Raw genomic sequence first — 20,463 nt, forward strand, 5'->3', positions numbered from 1 at the left:
AACACCCTTGAGCATTCAACCCAGTACCTATTCTCCCGATATCGCCGTGCCGACCGACAAGCGTGTCTTCGGCGGGCGCGATCTGTTTTCCCTGTGGTTCTCCCTCGGCATTGGCCTGATGGTGCTCCAGACCGGTGCGCTGCTGGCGCCAGGCCTGGGTCTGTCCGGTTCGTTACTGGCCATCTTCCTCGGCACGCTGGTCGGCGTTCTGCTGCTGGCTGCGGTCGGCGTGATCGGCAGCGACACGGGCCTGTCGTCCATGGCCGCGCTCAAGCTCAGCCTCGGCAAGCGTGGCGCGAGCCTGCCGGCCGTGCTGAACCTGCTGCAACTGATCGGTTGGGGCTCGTTCGAAATCATCGTCATGCGCGACGCCGCCAGCCTGTTGGGTGCGCGGGCGTTCAGCGAAGGCAGCCTGCTGTCGAATCCACTGCTCTGGACTTTGTTCTTCGGCGCCTTGGCGACCTTGCTGGCGGTCAGCGGGCCACTCACATTCGTACGGCAAATCCTGCGCAAGTGGGGCATCTGGCTGTTGCTGGCGGCGTGCATCTGGCTGACCTGGAACCTGTTTGCCAAAGCCGATCTGGCCGCTTTGTGGGCGCAGGCCGGCGATGGTTCGATGCCGTTCGCCGTGGGCTTCGACATCGCTATCGCGATGCCGCTGTCGTGGCTACCGCTGATTGCCGACTACTCGCGTTTCGGCAAGCGTGCGAAAAACGTGTTCGGTGGCACGGCCATTGGCTTCTTTATTGGTAATTTCTGGCTGATGAGCCTGGGCGTGGCTTACACCCTGGCGTTCGCGCCGAGTGGTGAAGTGAATGCCTTGCTGTTGGCGTTGGCCGGTGCCGGCCTGGGTATTCCGCTGCTGCTTATCCTGTTGGACGAGTCGGAAAACGCCTTCGCCGATATTCACTCGGCGGCCGTTTCCAGCGGGATTCTGTTGCGCTTGAAAGTCGAGCATCTGGCGCTGGCCATCGGCGTGATCTGCACGCTGATCGCCTGCCTGGCGCCGCTGGCCCAGTACCAGAATTTCCTGCTGTTGATCGGTTCGGTGTTTGCGCCGCTGTTCGGCGTGGTGTTGGTGGATCACTTCATCCTGCGCAAACGCAGTGCCCAAGTCGCGTCAGCCGCATTGCGCTGGCCGGCGTTGCTCGCCTGGCTGGGCGGGGTGAGCACCTATCATTTGCTGGCCAATCTGTATCCGGACATCGGTGCAACCCTGCCGTCATTGATTCTGGCAGGGCTACTGCAACTGGTATTGGGCCGAGCCTTCAGTTACGGCCGGGAAACAGCTCGGGCTTGATGATGCCGTTCAGGCGTGGGTAAGGGATCTTCAGTTCGATATGGCCCAGCGCGTAAGGCGCAATGGTGCTGGTTTCGTACTTGAGGATCACCCCGCCGTAGGTCAGCGCCACGTTCTGGGTTTTCTGGAACGGCCAGCTCTTCACGAACTCCGGTTCCTGATCGAGCTTGGTGCTGATCAACCAGCTGTTATGCGCGACTTGTGCCGCCTTCCAGAACGCCTCTTCCTGACCCGGAACCAGCATGTCCGACAGCGTCAGCACTTTGTGCTGCTGGCGTGAATAGTTGATAAAGCTGCGGCCCGGCGTGCCATGCGCGCCGCCGGTATCCAGGTAGCTGGAAAACTCGACGATCACCAAGCCGTCATGCTGCTCACGTACCTTGGCTTGCAAATAGCTGCTGGTGCGCGGGCTGGCCGTGCGCAAAAACTCATCGCGATAGGCTGCCAGCGTCAGTGCCACCGGGGCGTCCGGTGAGGTGCGCGTCAATAGCAGCAAGCGTTTTTCGACGATGCCGTCCAATTGCGGTTCGGCGGGAAAGTGCACGGTATCGATGTTCACCAGCGGGCAATCGGGGGTGGTGCAACCCGGTTTCAGGGTTTCGGCGGCATCGCGGGTCGTTTCCAGCGGCGCCCGGTAGTTGGGCTGAAACAGACTCTGGCAGGCGCCCAGCGTCAGGGCGATTGCGGCCACGGAGGCGATTTTAAAAAGCGACATGGGCGTCCTTTGTAAAACAGGGGAAGGCAAAAAGTTATCCGCTTCGACTATCAACGAAGCAGTCAGTTCGCCACTAAGCTAATTAGAGTTGGTTTCGCCCTCACCGTCTATCCCGCTGACGGGAAAGGGGCTGCATCAAATGTCGCGGGCGCGTTAGGATGGCGCGAAGTCGAGGTTGCAAGTCACAAAAAGGAACCTCGTAACGGATTTGCAGTAAAGAGGATTGTCATGACTGATTTTGCCAACGCCATTCCGACCGCCGTGGATATCGTGCGGCGCGAAAAATGCTACGAAGGCTTTTATAAGCTCGACCGTGTGCATTTGCGCCACGAACTGTTCGCCGGTGGCATGAGTCGCGAAATCGATCGTGAAGTGTTTGTTCGCCACGATGCGGTATGCGTACTGCCGTACGATCCGCAGCGCGACGAAGTGGTGCTGATCGAGCAGTTTCGCGTCGGCGCCATGGGCAAGACCGACAACCCGTGGCTGATCGAACTGGTCGCTGGTCTGATCGATAAGGAAGAAGTGCCGGAAGAAGTTGCTCACCGTGAGGGGCAGGAGGAAGCTGGGCTTGTGTTCGGGGCGCTCTGGCCGATGCTCAACTATTTCCCGTCGCCGGGCGGCAGTAACGAGTTTGTGCACCTGTTCCTGGGGCGCTGCGAAACCACCGGGGTCGGCGGCCTGCATGGGCTGGAGGAAGAAGCTGAAGATATCCGCGTCACGGTCTGGGCGTTCGAAGATGCCCTGCAAGCCGTGCGTGACGGACGAATTGCCAACGCGGCCAGCATCATTGCCTTGCAATGGTTAGCTTTAAACCGCGCTGAAGTGAGGGGGTTATGGTCGTAAACAAGCTGCGCGATCGTTATCGGGTGGACCTTGCGGGGCTGCAAGCTTCCTGCGAGGCCAACTACGCACGCTTGATGCGACTGTTGCCAGACATGCGCGACGAGCCGGCGGCGCGGCGCATTGCCGTGACTCACGGTGAACAGATGCTCGGCGTGCTGGCGCTGGAAGTGGTGCAGGTCTGTCCGTACACCACGACCCTGCAAGTGCGCCAGGAACACAGCCTGCCCTGGCTGCCGGTACCGCAACTGGAAGTGCAGGTCTATCACGACGCCTGCATGGCCGAAGTGGTCAGCGCCGAACATGCCCGGCGATTTCGTGGTGTCTATCCTTACCCGAACGCCTCGATGCATCAGCCGGACGAAAAAGCCCAGTTGAATATGTTTCTGGGCGAATGGCTGAGCCATTGCCTGGCCTGTGGGCACGAGTACGCTGTTGTGCGGTAGTTGTGAACTGCGTCAGGTTCACAAGTTTCCCCTTTTGAGCGTCCCCCAGCATAATTGCGGCACCTATCCACCCCCGTGATTCAGCCCTGGGAGAACGCCTTGCCGAGCGTATCCACATTGACCACCGCCGATCCGGCGTTGCTGGTGCAACTCTCCGACAGCCATTTGTTCGCCGAAGCGGACGGGACATTGCTGGGCATGAACACCCGGGACAGCCTGCAAAAAGTGATCGAATTGGTGCAGCTTCAGCAGTCGCATATCGACTTGATCATTGCCAGTGGCGATCTCTCCCAGGACGGAACGCTGGAGTCTTATCAGCTATTTCGCGACCTGACACGGCAACTCGACGCCCCGGCGCGCTGGATTCCCGGCAATCACGATGAACCGATGATCATGGCCGAGGCCGCAGTGCAGAGCGCATTGCTGGAGCCGGTGGTGGACGTCGCCAATTGGCGGGTCACGCTGCTGGATTCCGCCGTGCCGGGTTCAGTGCCGGGCTATTTGCAGGATGAGCAGTTGCAGTTGCTGGTTCGATCACTGAGTGAGGCGCCGGATCGGCATCATCTGGTCTGCTTCCACCATCATCCGGTGTCGATCGGATGTGCCTGGATGGAGCCGATCGGGCTGCGCAACCCTGAGGCATTGTTTGCGGTGCTCGATCGTTTTCCGCAGGTGCGGGCGGTTTTGTGGGGGCATGTGCATCAAGAGATCGATCAACTGCGTAACGGTGTTCGGCTGATCGCCTCGCCTTCGACCTGCATTCAGTTCGAGCCGGGGAGCGATGATTTCAAGGTCGGGGAACAGGCGCCGGGGTATCGCTGGTTGCGGCTGTTGCCGGATGGGCGGATCGAAACCGGTGTCGAACGGGTCACCGGGTTTGATTTTCAGGTTGATTACGGTTCCAGCGGCTACTGAGTTTTTGAGGGCATATCCGTTTCTGCGGTAACGGCGGCTGGCGGTTTCGCCCTTACGGCGACTCACTTTTTTTTCAAACGCCAAAAAAAAGTAAGCAAAAAAAGGCTCGCCCCGAGCGTCCGGCCCCTCGCTAGGGCTCGGCGTTCCTTCGCTCCGGTATCCATCCGGGGACACTGCCCTCCGGTCGGCTTCGCTTCGACCTACATGCAGCGTGTTCGACTGCGTCGAACGGCGCTGCGCGCCACTCCCCGGATGAACACCTCCACTCAGCCTCCCGAAGGGGCGGGTGGATCAAGATCAAGAGCTGTAGGCGAGCTAACGCTCGGCCTGATGAGTGGTGAGAAGCGGCCGGTGTACTCATTCCTGTAGGAGCATGGCTTGCCAGCGATGGCGGCTTGACAGCCGACCAGTCATTTGCAGATGTACCCATTCTCTGTAGGAGCCGGGCTTGCCAGCGATGGCGGCCTGACAGCCGACCGATATCTTGCTGATGTACACCAATCCCCTGTGGGAGCTTGGCTTGCCAGCGATGGCGGCCTGACAGCCGACCAATTTCTAGCCGATGTACATCATTCCCTGTAGGAGCGAGCCTGTTCGCGAAGGCGGGCTCACTGGCGGCGCTGTTTAATGGTCAGCAAAAATTTCAGAACCTTCCCACGAAGTTTTCAGGTGCCCGTCGGACGTGGCATCTCTAGCCTTTTGCCTGTCGCTGGCATATTCAGCGATCGGGCTTCGCGGCCCGTTTCTCAGGCATATTCGCCCCCGCCTAACGACAGCGCTTTTGGCTGTCTGTCGTTTCGTGTCATGGCGGCTGTGCGCGGGATACCTTCGGGTATGCCGAGTTGCCAGAGGATCGGTCCGCGAACCTGCGTACAGCTGCCACCCAAATGGCTTCGCGGTAATTTGTAAGTGGCTCCACTCTTCCTCTGGAGTACTGCTATGTTCAAACCAACTCCCAATCCCCCCACCCGCAAACCCAGCACGATGTACATGATCGTCCCCGACATGGACACAGAAAGTCTTTTGGCCCATTCCTGTGAATCACTGGCTTCGGCGAGTGTGATGGCCGGCGATTTTGCGGCGCGTCTGCTTGGGCCTGACCGGCATACGGCGATGGCAATTCAGCAGCTGGTCATGCTGGCCGAACTGGCGGTGAATCGGGCGCTGGATAACGTCGACCCGACGTAACTGTTGGACCGAGTCATCGTTCTTCGCGAGCAGGATCCCGCAGGGGATTTGTCTACGACACCAATCCAATGTGGAAGTGGGCTTGCTCGCGAAGGCGTCAGTACAAACACCTCGAATCCCGAGGATATCCCCGATCCCCCCATCTCCCTGTAAACTGCGCCTCTTTACCCGACGCACAGGGAGCTCAAATGTCCGGTTCGATCCTTTATATCCACGGTTTCAACAGCGCGCCGGCCTCAAAAAAGGCTACGCAGTTGATGCAAGTGATGGACCGGCTGGGCTTGAGCGATCAACTGCGTGTCCCGGCCTTGCACCACCACCCACGCGAAGCCATCGGTCAGCTGGAGCAGGCGATTGAAGAGCTGGGGCGGCCACTGCTGGTCGGCAGCTCACTCGGCGGCTACTATGCCACTCACTTGGCCGAGCGCCATGGCCTCAAGGCTTTGCTGATCAACCCTGCCGTCAGTCCGCACCGGATGTTCGACGGGTTCCTGGGAACGCAGAAAAACCTGTATACCGATGAGACTTGGGAAATGACCCACGACCACGTGACGGCCCTGGCCGAGCTGGAAGTGCCGGCGCCCCAAGACCCGCAGCGGTATCAGGTGTGGTTGCAGACCGGCGACGAAACGCTGGACTATCGCCTGGCCCAGCAGTATTACCGAGCCTGTGCCTTGCGCATTCAGGCCGGCGGCGACCATAGTTTCCAGGGCTTTGCCGCACAACTGCCGGCAATGTTGAGTTTTGCCGGTATCGGCGCAGATTTGTATCAGGCGATCGATTTCACAGCACTGTGAACTGTCGCCTCTATTTCACGAACATTTGACGACGAGACCCCATGGCCACTCCCAGCGCTAGCTCTTATAACGCAGACGCCATCGAAGTCCTCTCGGGCCTCGACCCGGTGCGCAAACGCCCCGGCATGTACACCGACACCAGTCGGCCGAACCACCTCGCCCAGGAAGTCATCGACAACAGCGTCGACGAAGCCTTGGCCGGGCATGCGAGCTCGGTGCAAGTCATCCTGCACGCCGATCATTCCCTGGAAGTCAGTGACGACGGCCGTGGCATGCCGGTGGACATTCACCCTGAAGAGGGTGTTTCCGGGGTCGAGCTGATCCTCACCAAGCTGCACGCGGGCGGCAAGTTTTCCAACAAGAACTACCAGTTCTCCGGCGGTCTGCACGGGGTGGGTATTTCGGTGGTCAACGCCTTGTCGACCGAAGTCCGGGTACGCGTGAAGCGTGACGGCAACGAATACCAGATGACGTTCGCCGATGGTTACAAGAAAACCGAGCTGGAAGTGATCGGCACGGTCGGTAAACGCAACACCGGGACCAGCGTGTTCTTCGCACCGGACCCGAAATACTTCGATTCGCCGAAATTCTCCATCAGCCGCCTCAAGCACGTGCTCAAGGCCAAGGCTGTTCTGTGCCCGGGGTTGCTGGTCAGTTTTGAAGACAAAGCCACCGGTGAAAAAGTCGAATGGCATTACGAAGATGGCCTGCGCTCCTACCTGGTAGACGCCGTCAGCGAATTCGAACGCCTGCCGGACGAACCGTTCTGCGGCAGCCTGGCCGGTAATAAAGAAGCGGTCGACTGGGCGCTGTTGTGGCTGCCGGAAGGTGGCGACGCGGTTCAGGAAAGCTACGTCAACCTGATTCCGACGGCCCAGGGCGGCACCCACGTCAACGGTTTGCGTCAGGGCTTGCTCGATGCGATGCGTGAGTTCTGCGAATTCCGCAGCCTGCTGCCGCGCGGCGTGAAGCTGGCGCCGGAAGACGTGTGGGAGCGCATCGCCTTCGTTCTGTCGATGAAAATGCAGGAACCGCAATTTTCCGGCCAGACCAAAGAACGCCTGTCGTCCCGTGAAGCGGCGGCGTTCGTTTCCGGTGTGGTCAAGGACGCCTTCAGCCTGTGGCTCAACGCCAACCCGGAAACCGGCATGCTGCTGGCCGAACTGGCGATCAACAACGCCGGCCGTCGTCTCAAGGCGAGCAAGAAGGTCGAACGCAAGCGCATCACCGCAGGGCCGGCGCTGCCGGGAAAACTGGCCGATTGCGCTGGGCAGGACCCGATGCGTTCCGAGCTGTTCCTGGTGGAAGGTGACTCCGCCGGCGGTTCCGCCAAGCAAGCACGGGACAAAGAGTTTCAGGCGATCCTGCCGTTGCGCGGCAAGATTCTGAACACCTGGGAAGTCGACGGCAGCGAAGTGCTGGCCAGCCAGGAAGTGCACAACATCGCCGTGGCCATTGGCGTCGATCCGGGCGCCGCAGACATTAGCCAGCTGCGTTACGGCAAAATCTGCATTCTCGCCGACGCCGACTCCGACGGTCTGCACATCGCCACGTTGCTGTGTGCCTTGTTCGTCCAGCATTTCCGCCCGCTGGTCGATGCCGGCCATGTCTACGTCGCGATGCCGCCGCTGTACCGTATCGACTTGGGCAAAGAGATTTACTACGCCCTGGACGAAGCCGAGCGCGATGGCATTCTCGATCGTCTGGTCGCCGAGAAGAAACGCGGCAAGCCGCAGGTCACCCGATTCAAAGGCCTGGGTGAAATGAACCCGCCGCAGTTGCGCGAAACCACCATGGACCCGAACACTCGGCGCCTGGTGCAACTGACGCTGGAAGACTTCGAGGCGACCTCGGAAATGATGGACATGCTGCTGGCGAAGAAACGCGCCGGTGACCGCAAGTCCTGGCTCGAATCCAAGGGCAACCTGGCCGAGGTTCTTGGTTGATGCGGCTTGGCTTTGCCCTGGCGTGTGCGTTACTGCTGACCCCGGTTTTGGCTTCTGCCGAACCGGCACCAGAGTTGCGCGTGGTCGCCGAGCATCCGATTGACGGCATGCCCGGCGGCAACCTGTCGGGGCTGGCTCAGTGCGGCAAAGACCTGTGGACAGTTTCCGATCGCGACGACGATCAAATCTACCGTCTCGATACCCGCGACACGGTCTGGCAGGCTGAAACCGTGCGCATCGGTGTGCCGCCGGTGCCGGACAGCGGTTTGCCCTGGGGCTTGCGTTCGCGGGCCTGGGCGGCGTCTTTCGTACGTGGCGGCGACCTGGATTTCGAAGCCATTACCTGTGACGGCGCCGGCAATCGCTACATTGTCAGCGAAAGCCATGCGGCCGTCCTGCAAGTGCCGCTCACGGGGCCGGCGACCTGGCTGAACATTTCGCCGATGCTGGTTCGCGAAGCGCGGGCCAGTGGCATGCTGTTGCAATTCAATGCACTGTTCGAGGGTTTGGCGATCAATCCGGCGGGTGATCAGATGTGGTTCGCTGCCGAGCGCCAAAGCCGCGGATTGTTGACGATCAAGCGCAAACAAACGGTATGGGACTGCGACGGTGGCTGTGTGCTGCTGAGCGAGGCGGGCATGGAAATGCAGCCGCCGCAATTTCCCAATGCCAAACCGGTATCTCGGGATTTTTCCGATATATCGTTGTTCAACGGCAAACTGTTCACCCTTGAGCGCAACGCGTACCAGATTTGCCGCCGCGATCTGCAAACGGTGAAAGTCGAGCGTTGCTGGTCGTATGCGGCAGAACTGCTGCAGGCCAACCGTCGTTATCCACAGAACTATGGGCTGGAAGAAGCGTTGGTCGTGGACGCTGACGGTGTCTGGATCGGTGTCGACAACAACAACGGTGCTCGCGCCGATGGCGAAAGTCGCCCGGTGGTCTGGCGCTTCGCCGCGCCTGAAGGTGGTTGGAGCGCCAAGCCGTGAGCCAGCAAACACCGGGCAAACGCGCCGGCCGGGTCATGTTGGTGCTGGCCTGGTGTGCCGCGCTGTTTCTGGCGACACGGTTTTTCGGGCAATGGGAGGAGCGCCAGCAAAACCCCAATGTGGTGGTCAGCTCGGAACAGGGTGAAGGTTTTATCGAAGTAAAGCTGGTCAGCAATAGCCAAGGGCATTTTGTGGCCAGCGGCGCAATCAACGGCCACCCGGTGGATTTCATGCTCGATACCGGGGCGACGGATGTGTCGATTCCGGCCAGCGTGGCCGAAGGGCTGAAACTGGAACAAGGCTTCGGGGTGACCCTGAGCACGGCCAATGGTCTGAGCGAGGGCTACCGCACCCGCATCGACCGGCTGCAACTGGGCGATATTGTGCTGCGTGATGTTCGCGCGCTGGTCGCGCCAGGACTGGAAGGCAAACAGGTGCTGCTCGGCATGAGTGCACTGAACAAACTTGAATTTACCCAGCGCGGTGGCACCATGTTGCTGCGCCAGACAACGAACCGATGAGGCCCGCATGAGCGACTCCCTTGATCTCAGCCTGGACGGTGTAGAACGCCGGTCACTGGCTGACTTCACCGAAAATGCCTACCTCAATTATTCCATGTACGTGATCATGGACCGTGCCTTGCCGCATATCGGCGACGGCCTGAAACCGGTACAGCGGCGCATCATCTACGCGATGAGCGAGTTGGGGCTGGACGCCGATTCCAAGCACAAGAAATCGGCGCGTACCGTCGGTGACGTGCTCGGCAAGTTTCACCCGCACGGCGACTCGGCCTGCTACGAAGCCATGGTCCTGATGGCCCAGCCGTTCAGCTACCGCTACACGCTGGTCGACGGTCAGGGTAACTGGGGTGCGCCGGATGATCCCAAGTCGTTCGCGGCCATGCGTTACACCGAGGCGCGCCTGTCCCGTTACTCCGAAGTGCTGCTCAGCGAACTGGGCCAGGGCACTGCGGACTGGGGCCCGAACTTCGACGGCACCCTCGACGAGCCGCTGGTGTTGCCAGCACGTTTGCCGAACATCCTGCTCAATGGCACCACCGGCATCGCCGTGGGCATGGCCACTGACGTGCCGCCGCATAATCTGCGCGAAGTCGCGACAGCCTGCGTGCGTTTGCTCGATGAGCCCAAAGCCACGGTCGAACAGCTCTGTGAACACATCCAGGGCCCGGATTACCCGACCGAAGCGGAAATCATCACCCCGCGCGCCGACCTGCTGAAAATGTACGAAACCGGCAAGGGCTCGGTGCGTATGCGCGCCGTGTACCACATCGAAGATGGCGACATCATCGTGACCGCGCTGCCGCATCAGGTCTCCGGTGCCAAGGTGCTGGAACAGATCGCCGCGATGATGCAGGCCAAGCCGTCCAAGGCGCCGCAGATCGCTGACCTGCGCGACGAATCCGACCACGAAAACCCGTGCCGGATCGTGATCATTCCGGGCGCACGCAAAAACTTTGACCACGACGCACTGATGCAGCACCTGTTCGCCAGCACCGAGCTGGAGTCGAGCTACCGGGTCAACATCAACATCATCGGCCTGGACGGCAAGCCGCAGCTGAAAAACCTGCGCGCGCTGCTGGTCGAGTGGCTGGAGTTCCGGGTTCAGACCGTGCGTCGTCGCCTGCAATTCCGCCTCGACAAGGTCGAACGTCGCCTGCACCTGTTGGACGGTTTGTTGATTGCCTACCTCAACCTGGATGAAGTGATTCACATTATCCGGACCGAGGAGCATCCAAAAGCCGCCCTGATCGCGCGTTTCGCCCTGAGCGAAATCCAGGCCGACTACATCCTCGACACCCGTTTGCGTCAGTTGGCACGACTGGAAGAGATGAAGCTGCGTGACGAGCAGGATGAGTTGCTCAAGGAGCAAGCCAAGCTGCAAGCCCTGCTGGGCAGCGAAACCAAGCTGAAAAAGCTGGTGCGCACCGAGCTGATCAAGGACGCCGAAACCTATGGCGACGACCGTCGTTCACCGATCGTCGAGCGGACCGAGGCCAAGGCCCTGACCGAGCACGATCTGCTGCCGAACGAGAAAGTGACCGTCGTGCTGTCGGAAAAAGGCTGGGTTCGCTCGGCCAAGGGGCACGAAATCGACGCCACGGGGCTTTCCTACAAGGCCGGGGACGGGTTCAAGGCGCTGGCGGCCGGTCGCTCCAACCAGTTTGCGGTGTTTATCGACTCCACCGGGCGCAGTTATTCAGTGGCGGCGCACACCCTGCCGTCGGCTCGCGGCCAGGGCGAACCGCTGACCGGTCGTCTGACGCCACCGCCAGGCGCAAGCTTCGAATGCGTGCTGATGCCGGAAGATGATTCGCTGTACGTGATTGCCTCCGACGCCGGTTATGGCTTCGTGGTCAAAGGTGAAGACTTCCAGGCCAAGAACAAGGCCGGCAAGGCACTCTTGAGCCTGCCGAGCAACTCGAAGGTCATTCTTCCGCGCCCGGTGGCCGATCGCGAGAACAACTGGCTGGCTTCGGTGACGACCGAAGGTCGCCTGCTGATCTTCAAGATCAGCGACCTGCCACAATTAGGGAAGGGCAAAGGCAACAAGATCATCGGGATCACCGGTGAGCGTGTGGCCAATCGCGAAGAATATGTGACGGACATCGCCGTTCTGCCGGAGGGTGCCACTTTGGTGCTGCAGGCTGGAAAACGTACCTTGTCACTGAAAGTGGACGACCTCGAACACTACAAAGGTGAGCGTGGGCGTCGTGGTAACAAGTTGCCACGGGGCTTTCAGAGGGTAGATGCGCTGCTCGTCGAAAACCTCAATTAAGCGTCCTAGAGGCCTCGATCTACGATTTAACGCGTAGATCGACGCTTTGGCGCTGGAGTCGGAACGCATATTCACGGATGATATGGCCTTTCAAGCGCCGGCGTGGTCGAGCGTTCTTCATATTTATTGAGTATTTTCACTGTGGTTAGCCTTGTGGCAATCACCTGGATGGGACGATGACTGCTCTGCGCCTTCCTTTTATTTTGATGCTCGCCGGCGTTCTTGGCCTGGCGGGTTGCAGCGTTCACCAGCCGGTGTCGCTGTATCAACTGGACAGCGGAAGCCCGGTTGCACCTGCGCAAAGCGCGGGTATGGCGGTATTGTTGGGCCCGGTAACGGTCGCCGATTACCTGCAACGTGAAACCTTGTTGCAGCGTCAGCCCGATGGCAGTCTGCAAGCGTCGACGGATGGTCGTTGGGCGGGTAGCTTGTCCTCTGACATTGATCAGCTGTTGCTGCGTCAGGTCGCCGGTCATCTGGACAGTCAGCGTGTTGTGCTGGCGCCCGCCACAACCGGTTTCACGCCAGATGTCCAGGTACTGCTGACGATTACTCGCCTGGATTCGGGCGCGTCGCAACCGGCCATCCTGGATGCGCAATGGCGTTTGATCGACCGTCGTGGTCAGGTTCGCGATAACCGCATCATTCACCTGCAAGAGCAGCACGCGGGTGGTACGGCAGCGCAGGTACAGGCCCAAGGCGTGTTGTTGCAGCGCCTGGCCGAGCAATTGTCGGTGGCGCTCAAACCATTGGCCAATCAGCCGCCAATCGCTGAAGCACCAAAAAAACCGGCTGCCAAGCCTGTGGCTCCAGCGGCCGAGCAAGAGAAACAGCCGAAAATCCCGATGGCATCGCCAATCCGGACCGATATGGAAGTGTTCAGGTTCTAAGCCTGGATTGATCCAAAGCAAAGCCCGCCCTGTGCGGGCTTTGTTGTTTCTGAATGAGCGTGTAGCAGCTGTCGAGCCTGCGAGGCTGCGTTCGAGGACGAAGTCCTCGCAAATCCTGTGAGTACAGTCTGACTGAATAAGCCCATTGCCCTTACGCCTGTTGGGCCCAAGCCCAAGCCCAAGCCCAAGCCCGAGCGCGGGTCGAGGCGAACGCAACCTCGCAGGCTCGGCAGCTGCTACATGGCACCCACAAAAAACCCGCAGATGATCACTCATCTGCGGGCTTCATTGTTACAGGCTAAGGCTTACGCCCGGCGCTCATGCATCCGCGCCAGTTGTCGCTCCAGCATCGATGGATAAGGTTCCATCAGTCGCTCCACGCAGCAAGCACCCTCGGGGCTGGCAATCGGACGAATCCGCGCGCGTTGACGAATCAGCACGTCGTCACTGATCTTGCGCTCCACCAGCAGCAGGTTGCGGCTGTGTTGCGACAGGGCCAGGGCATCCTGGGCGGATTCGGTCAGCAGCAGGTCGATCTGACTCATTCCGAACAATTCCTCGCCCAGCGTCAGCCCGAGCTGCAATTGCAGGGTAATGCCGCTGTCCGCGACCTCGATTTGCAACTGATGGCCCAGCGCCCGCAGCAGCTCGCCGCAGCAGATCGCGTTGGTCAGGTAGTCATCGCCGCTGTCTTCGGTGTGGAACAGCATCAGCGTGCTGCCATCGTTCAGGGTGTGCAGTTCGCTCTGATAGAGCGAAGCGGCCTGGTCGAGACAGTCGCGATAGCGTTTGAGCAGCTCTTCCAGACGAGTGCGTGGCAGGCGACGCAGTTGATCCTGAGCGCCCAGTTGCACGGCCAGGACGGCGCTGTGTTGCGGCACATTGGAAATTACCGGTTTTGCTGCCGGCTTCGGCGCGCTGGCGACCGACTCATCACGCAGGTCTGCGAACGCGTCATCGTCATCGTCATCGTCGTCTTCAACGGTGCTGACAATGTGTCGTGGCGCCGGTTTGAGGCTGGCTACCGGTTTGGTTTCATCGAAACTCGGATCACGCAGGTTGCGTACTTCGAAGGTCGGCTCGTTGTCGTCCGCGTCTTCGTAATCGCTGTCGTCTTCAGGCTCGGGCTGCGGTTCCGGCTCGGCGGGCTCCGGAGCGAAATTGGCGTGCAGCTGACGGGCCAGATCGCCGATCTCATCCTGACGCTCGGTGGCCGGGGTGTATTCGTCGATGTTGCGCAGCCACACGCGCAATTGCAGCAGTGGTGTGGAAATATGCCGACCCAAACGCAGGCTAAGGGCCAGGGACAATGCCAGCAGGATCGCACTCAAAATGCCCATGCTTTGCAGGCTGATGGTCATCGGCTGCTGGAACTGATCCATGTCCAGGCTGATGCGCAGTTGCCCGGCGGTCACGTCCTGGAAGGTGATCTTGCTCTGGTACATGCCCTCGGCTTCGCCCAGCAGGCTGTGCTTGGGACGCTGACCGGCTTCGGCGAGGATGCGGTTATCCACGCTATAAATGGCCGCGTGGGCCACCAGCTTGTTTTTGGTCAGGTTGTTGAGCAGCACGTTGAGGCTGAGGATGTCGTTGGACACCAACAGCTCCGTGGCGGACGTGGCCGTCTGCGTGGTCAGGCTTTCGCCCAGCGCATCGGCCTGCTCATGCATGGCCTGCTTGAACTGCAAACCCATCACACAGGCGTAGATCACCAGGGCCAAGGCGACCAGGATCACGTTATGGCTGGCGATGCGCAATGCAATCGGTACACGGCGGTGGCGCAGTGCACGGAAGATCAGCAGAAAGAAGTTATCGGTTTTTACTGGCGTGGGCCGGTTCACTTGCGCTCGGCTCTTTTGTCCGTGAAGTTGACGCGCAGTATAGCGACAGGCCCTAGGCCGTCAAAGCGCTCACGGTGCCCGATGGTCACTGAAAGTGGGTAGAATGCGGTTTTTTTCCACTTGCGGGGGTGCGCCTTGCGCGAAATCGTCCTGATAAACATCACGGGAGTCGACCGTCCGGGTCTGACTGCGGCCATTACCGGCGTTCTGGCCCAGGGTGGTGTGAACATTCTCGACATCGGTCAGGCGGTGATCCACGACACTCTGTCGTTCGGCATCCTGGTTGAAATTCCCGGTACCGAGCAAGGCAAGTCGGTGCTCAAGGACATCCTGTTCAAGGGGTACGAGCTCGATCAACAGGTTCGTTTCACGCCGGTGTCCGAAGAGGATTACCAGCAGTGGGTCGGCAATCAGGGCAAGAAACGCCACATCGTGACGCTATTGACCCGCAAAGTGACCGCCGAACAGTTGCAGGCCGTGAGTTCGATCACGGCCAAATATGGCCTGAACATCGATCACATTGATCGCCTGTCCGGGCGCATGCCGCTGGACACTCCGGCCGACAAGGGCAAGGGCTGCATCGAGTTTTCGGTGCGCGGCGAAGCGGCTGATCCACAGGCACTGCGTGCCGAGTTCCTGAGCGTTGCTCAGGAGCTGAACGTCGATATCGCCTTCCAGGAGGATTCGCTGTTCCGGCGCAACCGTCGCTTGGCGGTGTTCGACATGGACTCGACCCTGATCGAAGCCGAAGTGATCGACGAGCTGGCCAAGGCCGCTGGCGTGGGTGAACAGGTTTCAGCCATCACTGAGCGGGCCATGGCCGGCGAACTGGATTTTCGCGCCAGCTTCAAGGAGCGTCTGGCATTGCTGCAAGGCCTGGACGTCAGCGTGCTGGATTCGATCGGCGCCTCGCTGCGTCTGACCGAAGGCGCCGAAACCCTGTTTGCCGAACTCAAGCGCCTGGGCTACAAAACGGCAATCCTGTCGGGCGGCTTCACCTACTTCGCCAAGCAATTGCAGGCCAAGCTGGGGATCGATTACGTGTTTGCCAACGAACTGGAAGTGGTTGACGGCAAGGTCACCGGTGTCGCGGTCGAGCCGATTGTCGATGCACAGCGCAAGGCCGACTTGCTGCGTGAGCTGGCGCACAAGGAAGGTTTGCGTCTGGAGCAGACCATTGCGGTCGGCGATGGCGCCAACGATCTGCCGATGCTGGCGATTGCCGGGTTGGGCGTAGCGTTCCGTGCCAAGCCACTGGTGAAACAGTCGGCGAAGCAGGCGATTTCCACCCTGGGGCTGGATGGCGTGCTGTACCTGTTGGGTTTTCGCGATCGCGACGGTCAGCTCTAGGCAGCGCAAATAAATGTGGGAGCGGCGGTGCGGCGATCCGACTTGCCCGCGAAGAGGCCGGAACATCCAACATCTATGTTGTCTGTGCCGACGCTTTCGCGGGCAAGTCGGATCGCCGCACCGCCGCTCCCACAGGGATGCAGTTTGGCCTTTAGGCCTTTGGCTGGCCCATGCCCTGGCCCATCTGCACCGAGACGCCAGCGGTCATTTCTTCCGACCATTGCACTTGATCCGGCCCGAACAGCACAACAGCGGTCGAACCCAGTTTGAAGCGACCCAGCTCCGCACCTTTTTCCAGGTGGATCGGTGCGCGGGCGGCTTCGTCGTAGCGGAAGGTTTTCAGCTCGCGTTTCGGCGGCGTGACCAATCCTGCCCAGACGGTTTCAATCGACGCGACAATCATCGCGCCCACCAGTACCACGGCCATCGGCCCGCGCTCGGTGTCGAAAATGCACGCGACGCGCTCGTTGCGGGCGAACAGTTCCGGGACGTTTTCAGCAGTGGTCTGATTCACTGAGAACAGGCGGCCCGGGATGTAGACCATCTCGCGCAAGGTGCCGGCCAGCGGCATGTGCACGCGGTGGTAGTCCTTCGGCGACAGGTAAATGGTCGCGAAATCACCGCCCATGAACGGCGCGGCATTCGCCGCATCGCCACCCAGCAGTTCCAGCACGCTGAAGCTGTGACCCTTGGCCTGGAACACGCGGCCGTGTTCGATCGGGCCAAGTTGGCTGACCGCACCGTCGGCCGGGCTGAGGATCGCGCCCGGTGTTTCGTCCAGTGGACGCGCCCCGTCTTTCAAGGCACGGGTGAAGAACGCATTGAAGTGTTCGTAGGCGGTCAGGTCTTCGACCAGCGCCTGGGACATGTCCACCTGGTAACGCTTGGCGAACCAGGCGGTAAAGGCGTTTTTGAACCAGCGCACGCGGCATTCGGCAATGCAGCCGGCCAGTCGCGAGAGCAAGTGATGGGGCAGCAGGTATTGGCTGAGGATAAACAGACGCTTATTCATTAACTGTCCTTAAAACCTTAAATCTCTACGGGGGTGTCGGGATGGTTGCCCCATTCGCCCCAGGAACCGGCGTAGCCTTTGACCCGCGGATAACCGAGGGATTTGGCCACCAGATAGGTGAAGCCAGAACGGTGGTGAGTCTGGCAGTGGGTAATCACTTCTTTGTCTTTGGTGATGCCGAGCTGTTCGAGGATCTGCGGCATGTCCGTGCGAATGCGCAAGTTGCGCGACTTATCCATGCCCGCAGTCCATTCGAAATTGACCGCGCCGGGAATATGCCCGCCCTTGGCCGCCAGCACTTTCTCGCCGGAGTACTCCAGCGGTCCGCGCGCATCCCAGATCGCCAGGTCGGCGGCGCCGAGACGGCTTTGCAGGTATTCGCGGGTGGCCGTAGGTTCGTCGTGCAGGGTCAATGCCACCGGGCCGCCAACCGAAGGCGGGATTTGGATCGACATCGGCAAACCTTCAGCCAGCCAGGCCGGCAGTCCGCCGTCCAGATAGTGGTAGTTGCGGTGGCCAATGACATCCAGCAGCCAGATAAAACGCCCGGCCCAGCCGCCGCCTTCGTCGTCATAAACGACGTAGACCGCATTGGGGTTGTGTCCCAACTCACCAAACAACGCTTCGAGTGCCGCTTGCGCAGGCATCAGCCCCGGCGCAGGCGCCTGGCCGAGTTGCGTGCGCTTGGGGTCGACAAAGCGCGCGCCGGGAAGGTGCCCTTCGCCATAGCGAGCGCTGCTGGTCAGGTCCACCAGAATCAGGTCGCGGGCCTCGAGGCGAGGGAGCAAGTCGCTCGGCTCGATCACCAGCGGCAAGCCAGAGAAGTCAGACATGTGAGGTCTCCAGAGCACAAAAGTGTGGATTGTAGCGCAGCGTCATTGGCCGCGGTGGCTAAAGGTGTTCAAGGCTTTCTCGATGCATTGCGCGGTTTTGCCGAAGGCTTGCACGGTGATTTCCGAGAACGGCCCGCCGCCCTGATCCGCCACCACCACCATGATCACCCGCCCATTGTTGACCAGCGAGCGCAGCAACAGGTGTTCGCCACGGAATTGCGCACGCAGGCTGGCCGGCAACAAGGCCGAAAACTGGGCGTTATTGGCGGGTGTCAGGCGCACCTGAGCCTGTTGCGAGAGCAGCCGTTGCAGCACCGAGCTTTGGCTGACCATCAGGTTCAGGCCGGCCGTTTCTGTTGGCAACCCGGCGATCTGATGCGCCCGCAGATTGGCGTGCGTGCGGTCGGCCATCAAAATCATCACTCGGCGCATCCCGCACGCGACGAGGGCGTCCCGAGCAGAGGTGGTCAAGTGCATGGCGTTGGTGAAGGGGCTGGGTTCTACCAGCAACTCGGCACATTGGCTGCGCCACTTCGCCAGGTCTTCGGTGGTCGGTGCCGCTGCCGGAAGCAACCTGGCGTGGACACGATTCGTGCCTGTTGGCCAGAGCAGCGAGGCGGCGGGGTGCCACAGGTCCGGCATGGCATGCAGTCGGGCGCTGTTGGCGGCTTGTTGGTGCAATTGCTGCTGCACCTCGGCCATCGGCATTTGCAGATAAAGGCTGGTCAGGTACTGCCAGCGCTCGCTGTGAGGGCTGTCCCACGCCTGTTGCGCCGACAGTGCCAGGCCGTTGGCCAGCAGCACGGTATTGGCCGGCTGATTGAGCCAGCGGCGCAGCGTCGGATCGTCATCCAGGCGGTTTTGCTGGCGCAACGGATGATCGCTGTCGCGGGCAATGCGCAAGACCTGGACCAGTTCGCGCTGCTCGGTCAGCAGCAGGCGATAACCTTGTTCCACCCAGATCGGCAGGCGCCAGATGCTCACCAGTGCCTGGCAAATCTCCAGCAAACGCACGCCGAACAACTGCTTCTCGACTTTTCGCGCCGATTCACCTTGATGGATGACCCGCAGTTCCCACTCTTCAAGCAACTGCGGATGGGTCAGTGCCATCGGCCACAGCGGCGAGAGAAACAGCAGACTGCCCCAGTGAATGTCCTGCCACAGCCGCGCCAGTCGACCGGCAAAAAAACCATTGGCCTGCTGCGTCGCGTGCTGGCTGATCAATTGCAGTTGGCGCAAGGCAACCGGAATCTGCGATTGCGGCTCCGCGGGCAGGCGGGCGAGCAGTTCTTCGGTGCGTTTCAAGCCGAGGCGATTGATCGCCACTTCAAGGTTTTCCGCAGGCTCGGTCATGCTGCCGTGGGTGTGCCGATTGGCTTCACGAATGATGCTCAAGGCCAGGGCCGGGCTGTCTTGCATCAATTCCGCAATGTCGCGAAGCGAGCTGCGGCTGTCAGTTATGGCCCTGCACACACGGTCGTGACTGTCCTGCGGAACCGGCAGTCGCACGCCATCGAGCAGCTTGACCCAGCCTTCAAGCGTGGTCGGTTTTTGCGTTGGAATGTTCGTTTGGTTAGCCATGGTTGGACGCAATCTTCGTCTGCATTACCTATGCCCGGAGTAGGCTAAATTAGCTTTTCGCTTGAACGGGCTATAGTCTGGCGCAGTTTTGCCGATAAGGAGAAGAAGAGATTTTTCGACCTCCGAATATGACCTTGAACCCGACTCAGTAAGTGCTCTCCTACCTATGGCTAAAATTCTCGGCATCATTGTCGTATTCGCGAGCGTGCTCGGCGGATACGTGCTCTCCCACGGCAAGATTGCCGCCCTTATTCAGCCTTTCGAGGTAATGATTATCGGTGGTGCGGCACTTGGCGCATTCCTGCAGGCCAACCCGGGCCATATGGTCAAGCACGTCCTCAAGAAAGCTTTCGGGATGTTCAGCTCGCGTTTCAACCACACCTTCTACCTTGAAGTGCTGGGGCTGATTTACGAGATCCTCAACAAAAGCCGCCGCGAAGGCATGATGGCCATCGAAGGCGACATCGAAGATGCCGCGGCGAGCCCGATCTTCGCCAAGTACCCGGCGGTGCTCAAAGATGACCGCATGACGGCGTACATCTGCGACTACCTGCGCATCATGTCGTCCGGCAACATGGCGCCCCATGAGCTGGAAGGCCTGTTCGACATGGAACTGACCAGCCTCAAGGAAGACCTGGATCACCCTTCCCACGCGGTAAACGGCATTGCCGACGCCATGCCGGGTTTCGGTATCGTGGCGGCGGTACTGGGTATCGTGGTGACAATGGCCTCCCTGGGCGAAAGCGATCAGAAAATGATCGGTGTGCACGTCGGTGCGGCACTCGTCGGTACCTTCTTCGGTATTCTCGCCGCGTACGGTTTCTTTGGCCCGTTGGCCCACGCCCTGGCCCACGATGCCAAGGAAGAGCTGAACGTCTACGAGGCCATCAAGGCGTCGCTGGTGGCTTCGGCATCCGGCATGCCGCCATCGCTGGCCGTGGAATTCGGTCGCAAGGTTCTGTATCCGGCGCACCGTCCTAGCTTCGCTGAGCTGGAACAAGCGGTTCGCGGTCGCTAAGTC

At 60.4% G+C, this 20,463-nt stretch carries 17 protein-coding genes and 1 pseudogene; 13 read left to right on the forward strand and 5 right to left on the reverse strand.

Translation table 11 applies throughout. The features are described from left to right. The first annotated feature begins 7 nt into the window (after positions 1-7). On the forward strand, positions 8-1,300 hold the full coding sequence (cytX, locus tag C7534_RS07615) for a putative hydroxymethylpyrimidine transporter CytX (RefSeq protein ID WP_046028362.1): 1,293 nt from the start codon (positions 8-10) through the stop codon (positions 1,298-1,300). On the opposite strand, the gene C7534_RS07620 is transcribed toward cytX, so the two are convergent. After that, entirely contained in the window at positions 1,269-2,015 is a 747-nt protein-coding gene (locus C7534_RS07620; protein WP_109785426.1) for an RsiV family protein, read from the reverse strand. The genes cytX and C7534_RS07620 overlap by 32 nt on opposite strands. Before the next feature lie 228 nt (positions 2,016-2,243). On the opposite strand from C7534_RS07620, the gene C7534_RS07625 reads away from it, so the two are divergent. From C7534_RS07625 to C7534_RS07675, 10 genes and pseudogenes are all read left to right on the forward strand, one after another. Beyond that, on the forward strand, positions 2,244-2,861 hold the full coding sequence (locus tag C7534_RS07625) for an NUDIX domain-containing protein (RefSeq protein WP_109785427.1): 618 nt from the start codon (positions 2,244-2,246) through the stop codon (positions 2,859-2,861). Further along, on the forward strand, positions 2,852-3,304 hold the full coding sequence (locus C7534_RS07630; protein WP_046028368.1) for a DUF1249 domain-containing protein: 453 nt from the start codon (positions 2,852-2,854) through the stop codon (positions 3,302-3,304). Before C7534_RS07625 ends, C7534_RS07630 begins: the two co-directional genes overlap by 10 nt. Before the next feature lie 99 nt (positions 3,305-3,403). Continuing rightward, positions 3,404-4,219 carry a 3',5'-cyclic-AMP phosphodiesterase gene (gene cpdA / locus C7534_RS07635; RefSeq protein WP_109785428.1) on the forward strand — a complete coding sequence of 272 codons (816 nt, stop codon included), beginning with the start codon at positions 3,404-3,406 and terminating at the stop codon, positions 4,217-4,219. Positions 4,220-5,188: 969 nt separating this feature from the next. Beyond that, positions 5,189-5,407: pseudogene (locus tag C7534_RS07645) on the forward strand (DUF6124 family protein); the annotation flags it as partial. 188 nt (positions 5,408-5,595) lie between these two features. Beyond that, entirely contained in the window at positions 5,596-6,204 is a 609-nt protein-coding gene (locus C7534_RS07650; RefSeq protein WP_046028375.1) for a YqiA/YcfP family alpha/beta fold hydrolase, read from the forward strand. Positions 6,205-6,245: 41 nt separating this feature from the next. After that, the gene (gene parE / locus C7534_RS07655) at positions 6,246-8,150 is read left to right on the forward strand and encodes a DNA topoisomerase IV subunit B (protein ID WP_109785429.1); all 1,905 of its coding nucleotides are present in this window, start codon (positions 6,246-6,248) and stop codon (positions 8,148-8,150) included. Continuing rightward, positions 8,150-9,139, forward strand: a complete 990-nt coding sequence (locus tag C7534_RS07660; protein WP_109785430.1) for an esterase-like activity of phytase family protein — start codon at positions 8,150-8,152, stop codon at positions 9,137-9,139. Before parE ends, C7534_RS07660 begins: the two co-directional genes overlap by 1 nt. Further along, positions 9,136-9,660: a retropepsin-like aspartic protease family protein gene (locus tag C7534_RS07665; protein ID WP_046028379.1), complete on the forward strand. Its 525-nt coding sequence runs from the start codon at positions 9,136-9,138 to the stop codon at positions 9,658-9,660. Before C7534_RS07660 ends, C7534_RS07665 begins: the two co-directional genes overlap by 4 nt. A gap of 7 nt (positions 9,661-9,667) precedes the next feature. Then, entirely contained in the window at positions 9,668-11,935 is a 2,268-nt protein-coding gene (parC, locus tag C7534_RS07670) for a DNA topoisomerase IV subunit A (RefSeq protein WP_109785431.1), read from the forward strand. A gap of 176 nt (positions 11,936-12,111) precedes the next feature. After that, entirely contained in the window at positions 12,112-12,825 is a 714-nt protein-coding gene (locus C7534_RS07675) for a PqiC family protein (RefSeq protein WP_046028381.1), read from the forward strand. A 305-nt stretch (positions 12,826-13,130) separates the two neighbouring features. On the opposite strand, the gene C7534_RS07680 is transcribed toward C7534_RS07675, so the two are convergent. Next, a complete protein-coding gene (locus tag C7534_RS07680) occupies positions 13,131-14,666 on the reverse strand; it encodes an AhpA/YtjB family protein (protein WP_109785432.1) in 1,536 nt (511 codons plus the stop codon). A 135-nt stretch (positions 14,667-14,801) separates the two neighbouring features. On the opposite strand from C7534_RS07680, the gene serB reads away from it, so the two are divergent. Beyond that, positions 14,802-16,016, forward strand: coding sequence for a phosphoserine phosphatase SerB (gene serB, locus C7534_RS07685; protein ID WP_046028383.1), 1,215 nt, complete (start codon positions 14,802-14,804; stop codon positions 16,014-16,016). Positions 16,017-16,167: 151 nt separating this feature from the next. On the opposite strand, the gene asd is transcribed toward serB, so the two are convergent. Genes asd through C7534_RS07700 form a run of 3 tightly spaced genes read right to left on the reverse strand, consistent with a single transcriptional unit; the run spans position 16,168 to position 19,442 of the window. Beyond that, a complete protein-coding gene (gene asd / locus C7534_RS07690; protein WP_046028385.1) occupies positions 16,168-17,028 on the reverse strand; it encodes an archaetidylserine decarboxylase in 861 nt (286 codons plus the stop codon). Between the two features lie 17 nt (positions 17,029-17,045). After that, complete coding sequence (locus tag C7534_RS07695) at positions 17,046-17,861, reverse strand: rhodanese-like domain-containing protein (RefSeq protein ID WP_046028386.1); 816 nt, start codon at positions 17,859-17,861, stop codon at positions 17,046-17,048. A gap of 42 nt (positions 17,862-17,903) precedes the next feature. Next, entirely contained in the window at positions 17,904-19,442 is a 1,539-nt protein-coding gene (locus C7534_RS07700; RefSeq protein WP_046028388.1) for an HDOD domain-containing protein, read from the reverse strand. 166 nt (positions 19,443-19,608) lie between these two features. Between C7534_RS07700 and motA the strand changes: the two genes are divergently transcribed. Continuing rightward, positions 19,609-20,460, forward strand: coding sequence for a flagellar motor stator protein MotA (gene motA / locus C7534_RS07705; protein WP_046028389.1), 852 nt, complete (start codon positions 19,609-19,611; stop codon positions 20,458-20,460). Positions 20,461-20,463 lie beyond the last annotated feature (3 nt).

This window comes from Pseudomonas sp. OV226, from assembly GCF_003148705.1.
Classification (GTDB): Bacteria; Pseudomonadota; Gammaproteobacteria; order Pseudomonadales; family Pseudomonadaceae; genus Aquipseudomonas.

Excerpts from the sequence above, each read along its gene's own strand:
- C7534_RS07620 (WP_109785426.1), bottom strand. The coding sequence starts at position 2,015 with ATGTCGCTTTTTAAAATCGCCTCCGTGGCCGCAATCGCCCTGACGCTG.
- C7534_RS07625 (WP_109785427.1), top strand. The coding sequence starts at position 2,244 with ATGACTGATTTTGCCAACGCCATTCCGACCGCCGTGGATATCGTGCGG.
- C7534_RS07630 (WP_046028368.1), top strand. The coding sequence starts at position 2,852 with ATGGTCGTAAACAAGCTGCGCGATCGTTATCGGGTGGACCTTGCGGGG.
- C7534_RS07650 (WP_046028375.1), top strand. The coding sequence starts at position 5,596 with ATGTCCGGTTCGATCCTTTATATCCACGGTTTCAACAGCGCGCCGGCC.
- parE (WP_109785429.1), top strand. The coding sequence starts at position 6,246 with ATGGCCACTCCCAGCGCTAGCTCTTATAACGCAGACGCCATCGAAGTC.
- C7534_RS07660 (WP_109785430.1), top strand. The coding sequence starts at position 8,150 with ATGCGGCTTGGCTTTGCCCTGGCGTGTGCGTTACTGCTGACCCCGGTT.
- parC (WP_109785431.1), top strand. The coding sequence starts at position 9,668 with ATGAGCGACTCCCTTGATCTCAGCCTGGACGGTGTAGAACGCCGGTCA.
- C7534_RS07675 (WP_046028381.1), top strand. The coding sequence starts at position 12,112 with ATGACTGCTCTGCGCCTTCCTTTTATTTTGATGCTCGCCGGCGTTCTT.
- asd (WP_046028385.1), bottom strand. The coding sequence starts at position 17,028 with ATGAATAAGCGTCTGTTTATCCTCAGCCAATACCTGCTGCCCCATCAC.
- C7534_RS07695 (WP_046028386.1), bottom strand. The coding sequence starts at position 17,861 with ATGTCTGACTTCTCTGGCTTGCCGCTGGTGATCGAGCCGAGCGACTTG.
- C7534_RS07700 (WP_046028388.1), bottom strand. The coding sequence starts at position 19,442 with ATGGCTAACCAAACGAACATTCCAACGCAAAAACCGACCACGCTTGAA.
- motA (WP_046028389.1), top strand. The coding sequence starts at position 19,609 with ATGGCTAAAATTCTCGGCATCATTGTCGTATTCGCGAGCGTGCTCGGC.